At 64.0% G+C, this 8554-nt stretch carries 7 protein-coding genes; all 7 read left to right on the top strand.

What is annotated here, in order from left to right:
* On the top strand, window positions 1–1182 hold a 1182-nt coding region (locus ACK4TE_RS15605), incomplete at its 5' end, for an ATP-dependent helicase (RefSeq protein WP_409912459.1).
* A gap of 496 nt (window positions 1183–1678) precedes the next feature.
* Window positions 1679–2719: a rod shape-determining protein gene (locus tag ACK4TE_RS15600; protein WP_409912458.1), complete on the top strand. Its 1041-nt coding sequence runs from the start codon at window positions 1679–1681 to the stop codon at window positions 2717–2719.
* Between the two features lie 39 nt (window positions 2720–2758).
* Window positions 2759–3625, top strand: a complete 867-nt coding sequence (gene mreC, locus ACK4TE_RS15595) for a rod shape-determining protein MreC (protein WP_409912457.1) — start codon at window positions 2759–2761, stop codon at window positions 3623–3625.
* A 3-nt stretch (window positions 3626–3628) separates the two neighbouring features.
* Window positions 3629–4177 (top strand): hypothetical protein, encoded by a 549-nt coding sequence (locus ACK4TE_RS15590; RefSeq protein ID WP_409912456.1) that lies wholly within the window; start codon window positions 3629–3631, stop codon window positions 4175–4177.
* Window positions 4177–6126 (top strand): penicillin-binding protein 2, encoded by a 1950-nt coding sequence (gene mrdA, locus ACK4TE_RS15585; RefSeq protein ID WP_409912455.1) that lies wholly within the window; start codon window positions 4177–4179, stop codon window positions 6124–6126. Before ACK4TE_RS15590 ends, mrdA begins: the two co-directional genes overlap by 1 nt.
* Window positions 6123–7355, top strand: a complete 1233-nt coding sequence (rodA, locus tag ACK4TE_RS15580) for a rod shape-determining protein RodA (RefSeq protein WP_409912454.1) — start codon at window positions 6123–6125, stop codon at window positions 7353–7355. The genes mrdA and rodA overlap by 4 nt, the downstream gene beginning before the upstream one ends.
* 82 nt (window positions 7356–7437) lie before the next feature.
* Window positions 7438–8554, top strand: a 1117-nt coding sequence (locus tag ACK4TE_RS15575; protein ID WP_409912453.1) for a sodium-dependent transporter, incomplete at its 3' end; no start/stop codon positions are given.

Here is an 8554-nt window from a genome sequence, read left to right as displayed (position 1 = left end):
GTGCGCGCGTCCTGGCAGATGCGTGCCTTCGAGGAACGTTTCATCCTGCTCGGCATCCCCTACCGCGTCATCGGCGGGCCGCGCTTCTTCGAGCGCGCCGAAATCCGCGATGCGCTTGCCTATCTGCGCCTCGTGCGCTCGCCGGATGATGACCTTGCCTTCGAGCGCGTTGTCAACGAGCCGAAACGGGGTGTGGGGGATTCGACCCTCGCCAAGCTGCAGGCCTATGCCCGCGCTGACGGCCGCAGCCTGTTCACGCTGGCGCCGATGGTTCTGCAGACGGACGAAGTGAAAGGCCCGGCCAGGCGCGGCCTCACGACATTCATCGACCAGATCAACATGTGGCGCGCCAAGCTCGAAGGCGGCATGCCGCATACCGAGCTTGCCGAGGCGATCCTTGAGGAGTCCGGTTACACCGACATGCTGCAGAAGGATCGCAGCCCGCAGGCGCAGGGCCGTCTGGACAACCTCAAGGAACTGGTCCGCGCCATGGGCGAGTTCGACACGCTCGAAGGCTTCCTCGAGCATGTCGAGCTGGTGATGGATGCGGCCACAGGTGGGGCCGGGGAGGACCAGGTCCAGATCCTGACGCTGCATGCCGCCAAGGGGCTCGAATGGCCGGTCGTCTTCCTTCCTGGTTGGGAGGAGGAAGTGTTTCCCTCCCGGCGGTCGCTGGACGAGAACGGGCTGAAGGGGCTCGAGGAGGAGCGGCGCCTCGCCTATGTCGGCATCACCCGTGCGCGGGAACGCTGCTATATCTCCTTCGTGGCCAACCGTCAGATTTATGGCCGCTGGCAGGCGGTGATGCCCAGCCGGTTCGTCGACGAGCTGCCGCACGCACATGTCGATGCCGTCTCCGAGACCGGCTATTCCGGCATGCCGGGGGGCGAGACGGCTTTTGCCGGTACGGTCGAAGACCTTGGCGAGCGCTCCGACTACCAGAGCCCCGGCTGGCGCCGTCTGAAGGAGAACGCCGCCCGCCCGTCCAGCCCGCCGCCGAAAGACCCGGCCGGGCTGACAGCGACCGGCACAGGGCCGGATGCCTTCCCGGTCGGGACCCGCATCTTTCACGACAAGTTCGGCTATGGCCGGGTTGCCTTCACCGAGGGCAACAAGCTGACTGTCGATTTCGACAAGACCGGCCGCAAGAAGGTGATCGCCACCTTCGTTCAGCCGGCCTGAACCTCGCGCCGCCGGGAAAGTGCAACGCCGGGAGATGGAGGGGCCTGCCCGAGGGGGAGGATGGCGGGCCCGTAAGCTGGCGTCCGGGAGTCGGGTGGAGCCGCGAGGGGCCATCTTCTCCGGCGTTGCGGGTAAACATTGCCCTGCCCGGCCTCAATCAAAGCCGAACGATCCGTTCATGTGCCGGTCACTTTTGCGGCAACGGACGTGATTCCTTGCTGCGCCGGATATGGGATGGGTTAACGGCAAGGGGACGTTTGTTAACGTTTTCGGAACGAACCGTTCCACCGGATGCCTGCCGTCATGGGAGCGTTTTGAGACAGCACCAGTAAAATCAACAGATTCGGACTTGTGGAACGAAACGTTCCATAAAACTGCGGCCAGCTTCTTGCTTTAAATGAGCGTTAACGGCACATGTTGTATGGGGCTGTGATCACAAAAGCGTGCGTGCCGGACGGGAACGATCCGGACCGTATAGAAAGAGCTCGTACAGACCATGATCGGCAGTCTTCTCGGCCTCCTGTCCACAGACATGGCCATCGACCTCGGCACCGCCAACACCCTCGTTTATGTGAAGGGCCAGGGCGTGCAGCTCGATGAGCCTTCGGTCGTCGCCTACATGACCCAGGGGGGGCGAAAGATCGTCTACGCGGTCGGCGAGCAGGCCAAGAACATGCTCGGCAAGACGCCCGTGAACATGGAGGCGATCCGCCCCATGCGCGACGGCGTGATCGCGGATTTCGAAGTCGCCGAGGAAATGATCAAGCATTTCATCCGGAAGGTACACAACCGCCGGGCCTTCGTGTCTCCCCTCATCATCATCTGCGTGCCCAGTTCCGCCACGAGCGTGGAGCGCCGCGCCATCCACCAGTCGGCCCTGGCCGCAGGTGCCCGCCATGTCGAGCTGATCGAGGAACCGATGGCCGCGGCCATCGGCGCCGGCCTGCCGATCGATGATCCGGCTGGCTCGATGGTGGTCGATATCGGCGGCGGCACGTCGGAAGTCGCGGTCCTGTCGCTTGGCGGCATCGTCTATTCGCGCTCCGTGCGCGTCGGCGGCGACAAGATGGACCAGGCCATCGTGAACTACCTGCGCCGCGAGCAGAAGATCCTGATCGGCGAAATGTCTGCCGAACGGATCAAGAAGGAAATCGGCACCGCGATGCCGCCGGAAAACGGCACAGGCATGGCACTCACGGTGCGTGGCCGCGGTACGCTGGACGGCGTGCCGAAGGAAACCGAAATCACCGAAGCGATGATCGCCGAAGCGCTGAAGGAGCCGGTCACCGATATCATCGATGCCGTTAAGATCGCCCTCGAAGCCATGCCGCCTGAACTGGCCGCCGACATCGTCGATCGAGGCATCGTGCTGACGGGCGGCGGCGCGCTGCTGCGCAATCTCGACACCGTGATCCGCAATCAGGCGCAGCTGCCCGTAATGATTGCAGATGACCCGCTGAAATGCGTGGTCAACGGCTGTGGACAGGTTCTGGAGAATTACTCCAAAATGAAGAGCGTCCTCTGCCCGGAAGTCTGAGCCTCGCGGGCATGCGGGACAGGTGAGGGAGCCTGAGACATGGCGGGACGTTCCGGCCGGTCAAGTCAGAAGTCAGGCGCCCGGCGTGTCACGCTGGGCATCCTGATTTTTGGCGCGCTCGCCCTGATCGTCGCGCAGACAGCGCCTCAGATTTCCGGCTTTTTCGTGCCTGCGCGCACCACCATCAGCGACCGGATCGGCGCCCCGGCCGACACCAGCCTGTGGGCACAGATCAGCGGTCAGGCTGACCGCGAGCGGCGCATCAAGGAACTCGAGAACGAAGTACGCGACCTGGCGCGCTACAAGGCGGCGGCGATATCCATGGCCGAACGCATGGAAGCCTATGAGACAATCCTCAACCTGATGGGCGAGCCGCCGGAGCGCGGGGTGACGGCACGGATCACCACGGTCGTCGATGGGCCGTTTGCGCAGACCGTGCTGGCCAATGCCGGCCGGCTGCAAGGTGTGGAGCCCGGCGCGGTGGCGCTCAACGAGGGCGGGCTGGTCGGCCGGGTGATGCAGCTTGGCGAGCGCTCTTCGCGCATCCTGCTGATCTCGAACTATCAGAGCCAGCTTCCGGTGCTCGGCGAAGTCAGCGGCGTGCGGGCGATCATGCAGGGCAAGGACCGGGATCGCGGCGTTCTGAAGGACATGCCGGAACAGGCGGATTTCATTGAAGGCGAGCGCATCCTGTCCTCCGGCGAGGGCGGCGCGTTTCCGCGCGGGCTTGTCGTCGGCACGGTGACGCGATCGGGCAATGAATGGCTGGTGCGTCTTGCGATGCGGGAGCATTCCAGCGGTTATGTCCGCATGATTGCCCCGCCGGTGATTCCAGAACCTCTGCCTGAGCCGCCCGCAGACGTGCCGGCCGAGGCGGCAGGTGCAGCCCCGCAAGGGAGCGGCTGAGCCATGGCCGCCTCCTCGCTCAAACGGAAGCAGAAAACCCTGTGGAGCCAAGCCGGGCCGACACCGCGCCTGATCTTCGGGGCCGCGATCATTGCCATCGTCGGCGTGCTGGGGATGACGCCCAAGGCGATCCTGGGCATTCCGATTGCCTGGCCGTTTGCGGCGCTCTGGGGCGCCATCGGCTGGGGGCGTGCCGGCTTGTCCGTAAGGCCGATGATCCTGCTGATCCTCTTCGGGCTGATGCAGGACATCGTTTCGAATGCCCCGCTGGGCTGCTTCGCGATGATCAACCTTCTGATCTACGGCATGAGTGCCGGTATCGCCGACCAGACCGATGGCATGCGCGATGCGCTGGTTGCCATTGTCGGGCCGGCTGTGCTGCTGGTTGTAGCCTTCCTGCTCGTCTGGATGTTCGCTTCGATCACCACGGACCACCTTGTGCGCAGCTGGCCGCTTCTGGCGAGTTTCATCACCACCGGCCTGGTCTACGCCTTTGCCGCGCGGATGTATGATCTCGGCCGCCGGCCGGGTGAATCCCCGGGAGGCAGCTGATGGCCCGGAAGATAAGTGTCGATGCCGATTTCGACAGGCGCCTGCTGATCGCAATGGGCGCAGGCGGCCTCGTGTTTTCCACGCTCATGGCCCGTCTCTTCCAGCTGCAATTCCTTCAGGAAGAGCACTATGCGAAGCTTGCGGCAGAGAACCATATCCGCCTCGTGATGTCGCCGCCAGAGCGTGGCGAGATTCTCGACCGGTTCGGCCGCCCGCTTGCCTCGCAGCGGCAGGCGGGGCGGGTCTCGGTCGTTCCCGAGCGGATGAAAAATCCGGAAGAGACACTGGACCAGATCGGGCGCTACATCGACCTGCCGCCGGAACGCCGCCGGCGTATCCTTGATGAGGTGCGTGCCAACCGGATGCGCAATGCCAGCTTTGTGCCGGTCACCGTGGCGCAGGAACTGTCCTACGAAGAGTTCGCCCGCCTTCGCGTCCATGCTGTCGAGATCGAAGGCGCGGATGTGCAGATGGGTTCGACGCGCTCGTATCCGCGCGGGCGCGATTTCGCGCATGTGCTCGGTTATGTCGCGCGGGCCAGCGCAGAAGATCTTGACCGAATGACACAGGGCCGTTCGCCGGAGGAGGTCAAAATCTTCCGCGAGATGCTGCGCCATCCCGACATCCGCGTGGGCCGTCAGGGCATGGAACGTTTCGCGGAAGACTGGCTGCGTGGGCGTCCTGGCCGGCGCCGGGTCGTGACCAACGCGCATGGCCGCCCGATGGAAGAGCTGGCACAGGATCCGCGGCAGGCCGCTGTTCCGGGTAAGGATCTTTTTGTCACTATCGATGCGGAGCTGCAGCGCACGGCCATCGAGCGCTTCGAGGGCGAGAGCGGCGCAGCCGTGGTCATCGATATCGCGTCCGGAGACATCCTCGCGATGGTCTCGACCCCGGCCTTTGACCCGAACGCCTTTGTCAACGGCATCTCCGGCAAGGACTATGCCGAATTGCGCGACAATCCCATGGCGCCCCTGTATCCGCGCGCGCATGGCGGTGTGTATCCGCCCGGCTCAACCTTCAAGATGGTGGTGGCGACGGCCGCGCTGGAAGCCGGTGTGGTCAAGCCGACGGACACTGTCCGCTGCGGCGGTTCCTACCGTTTCGGCAACCGCACCTGGCATTGCTGGAAACGCGGCGGGCACGGCGTGATGAACATGCACAACGGCATCAAGCACTCGTGCGACGTCTATTTCTACGAGATCGCGCGCCGCACCGGCGTACGCAAGATCGCGGAAGTCGCCCACAAGTTCGGTTTTGGTGAAACCTTCGTGCTGGGCATGACCGGCGGGCGCTCCGGTCTCGTGCCAGACCCCGAGTGGAAAATGAAAGCCCGCGGCGAGCCGTGGTTCGAAGGCGAGACGCTGAACTTCGGCATCGGGCAGGGCCAGCTGGGCACCACGCCCTTGCAGCTGGCATTGATGACGGCGCGAATCGCCGCGACAGGCGCACCTCTCAGGCCGAAGCTGATCGGACTTGGTCCGCCCTCTGACGAAGATCCGGTTCTCGACAAGCCGCTCGATCCGGCGATCATGGAAATCCAGAAGGCCGGGATGTTCGGCGTGACGTCCGAACCCGGTGGCACCGGATATCGCTCCGGTGATCTCGGTCTCGGCGGGCCGCGGCTGGCGGGCAAGACCGGCACGGCGCAGGTGCGCCGCATCACCGCTGAAGAGCGCGCCAAAGGTATCCGCGGCGGCGCCGCGATCGCCCGCGAGCTGCGCGACCATGCCTTGTTTGTCGCCTATGCCCCGACCGACAATCCGAAATATGCCATCTCGGTGATCGTCGAGCATGGCGAAGGCGGCTCGCGCACGGCGGCACCGGTGGCACGGGACATTCTCGCGGCCGCCCTGCGTATGGATTCCGGGCGGACCCCGACCTATGCCCGGCGCGCATCGAATACTGTTCCGGATACGGACGGCCCAGGCGGAGGCGATCCCGCATGAGCCGAGAAGGCTATACCGGCTATACACGCGGTGAAGCGCGCACCGCAACTGCAGGCTCGCTGCGTTTCTCCAGCCTGGGGCCCCTTGGCAAGATCGCGCGCCTGCCGTGGGGCGTCATCCTGATGATCGTCGCCCTCGGCCTGACCGGTGCGGCCATGCTGTTCTCCGTCAGCTGGGACCCCGTCACGCAGGCGCCGTCGCCGGACCAGGCAGGGCTCTGGCGCGATCATCTCACGCGCCTTTGCGTCGGTTTCATTCTGATGATCGGCCTCGCGCTGTTGCCTCTGGGCATCTGGGAACGCCTCGCCTGGCCGGCCTATGCCGCTGTGATCGTGCTGCTGGTTATGGTCGACTTCTTCGGGGTAATGGGCGGAGGGGCTGCGCGCTGGCTGAAGGTCGGCCCGATCATCCTGCAGCCATCAGAGCCCGCAAAGCTCGCCGTGACCATGGCGTTGGCGAGCTATTACCAGAGGATGATGCCGTCGAATGGTCAGGCGCCGCCCCTCTGGGTGCACGCAATCGCCATCATCATCATGCTGATTCCTGCCGCACTCGTGTTCAAGCAGCCGAACCTTTCGACCGCGCTTGCCCTCGCCGCTTCCGGCGCGATGATCATCTTCTTTGCCGGCATCGCCAAACGCTATGTGGTGGCTGCCATCGTCGCGGGTATTGCAGCTGTCCCGGCTGTTTATGCCTTCGTGCTCGAACCCTACCAGCGCGAGCGGGTCGATACCCTGATCGCTGGCATCACCGGGCAGACCACCAATGGTCTCGGCGAGAGCTATCAGATCGAGCAGGCCAAGATCGCCATCGGCGCGGGCGGGTTCAGCGGGCGCGGCTATCTTCAGGGAATCCAGTCGCAACAGGAATATGTGCCCGAACAGCATACGGATTTCATCCTGACCGTGATTGCCGAGGAGTTCGGCTTCATCGGCTCGGTCGGCGTGCTGGCCGTTTTCGCCTTCCTGTTTGCCTGGGCCTTGATGGTGGCGGGGCGCAACAAGAGCTGGTTCGGGCGCCTGGCGACCATCGGGGCCACCTCCACCATCGCCTTTTTCGCCATCTTCAATGCCGGCATGGTGCTGGGCCTTCTGCCTGTGCTGGGCATGCCATTCCCGCTGATTTCCTATGGTGGCACAGCGCTGATCACGGTGATGGCCTGTTTCGGCATCATCCTGTCGGCCTATGTACACAAGGATGAGAAGCTGACCGGCCGCGGCCTGTTCTGACCGCGCAGCCGCACCTCGCGCGTTGATTTTTTGCGGTTGATGTCTAGGGTCGCGCCAAACATTACCCCGGGGAGCGCGATTCATGGCAGAGATTGGCCGCAAGACTGAAACCTGGAGCTCACGCTTCGCTTTCATCATGGCGTCTGTGGGGTCTGCCGTCGGACTTGGCAATTTCTGGCGGTTTCCCTACACGGCCGGTGAGAATGGCGGCGGCGCCTTCATCCTCATCTACATCCTCTGCGTGCTGTTCGTTGCCCTGCCGCTGCTGATGGCGGAATATGCGATGGGCCGAAAATCCGGCATGTCGGCGATTGAAGGGGTGCAGTCGCTTGCCCGCGCCGAAAGCCGCAGCCAGAACTGGGGTATCGTCACCTGGATCGGCTCGCTGACGGCCTTCTTCATCCTCACCTTTTACATGGTCATCTCGTCCTGGCTGCTGGCCTACATCATTGAGGCCGTGAAGGGCGATCTGCACGGCACGACGGCAGCAGAGTCAGGCCAGTATTTCCTGAACGTCATCGGGCAGGGCGAGATGCCGATGCAGTCGCGCTGGTACATGCTGTTGCTGCTCGGCCTGTTCATCGCGGCAAATGTCTTCGTTGTCGGGCGCGGCGTGAAGGGCGGGCTTGAAAAGGCCGCGACGATCCTCATGCCCCTGTTCTTCATCATGCTGATCGTGGTTGTCGGCTTCTCCGTGTCCAATGGCGACACGGTGCGCACGCTGGCCTTCATCTTCGAGCCGAAATGGGAAGACGTCGGCTTCAAGACGATCCTCGCCGCCGTCGGCCAGTCCTTCTTCTCGATTGGCGTCGGTGTCGGCCTGATGATCACCTACGGCGCCTATCTCGATCGCAATACCAGCATCCCACGCGCCTCCGGCATCATTGCGGCATCAGACACATTCGTAGCGCTGATCGCCGGTTTCGCCATTTTCCCCATCGTGTTTGCCGCGGGCCTCGACCCGGCCGGTGGTCCCAGCCTGTTCTTCGTGTCCATGCCCGTCGCCTTCGAGGCGATCCCGGGCGGTGAAATCTTTGCCGTCGTGTTCTTCTCGCTCGCCCTGTTCGCAGCCTTCACCTCCTCGATCTCGCTGCTTGAAGTCGGCGTCTCCTGGCTGGAGGAACGCGAAGGTGTTACCCGGCTCGGCGCGGCGGCGGGTATCGGCTTCGTGCTGTTCATGATCGGGGCGGCCTATGTCT

Origin of the sequence: Hyphomonas sp. (assembly GCF_046313975.1) — a bacterium.
Lineage (GTDB): Bacteria > Pseudomonadota > Alphaproteobacteria > Caulobacterales > Hyphomonadaceae > Hyphomonas.
The sequence above is the reverse complement of the archived record's forward strand: the minus strand, read 5'-3'. Positions and strand labels throughout refer to the sequence as shown.

Bases quoted from the DNA above. Each gene is read 5' to 3' on its own strand.
- ACK4TE_RS15600 (WP_409912458.1), top strand. From the start codon at position 1,679: ATGATCGGCAGTCTTCTCGGCCTCCTGTCCACAGACATGGCCATCGAC.
- mreC (WP_409912457.1), top strand. From the start codon at position 2,759: ATGGCGGGACGTTCCGGCCGGTCAAGTCAGAAGTCAGGCGCCCGGCGT.
- ACK4TE_RS15590 (WP_409912456.1), top strand. From the start codon at position 3,629: ATGGCCGCCTCCTCGCTCAAACGGAAGCAGAAAACCCTGTGGAGCCAA.
- mrdA (WP_409912455.1), top strand. From the start codon at position 4,177: ATGGCCCGGAAGATAAGTGTCGATGCCGATTTCGACAGGCGCCTGCTG.
- rodA (WP_409912454.1), top strand. From the start codon at position 6,123: ATGAGCCGAGAAGGCTATACCGGCTATACACGCGGTGAAGCGCGCACC.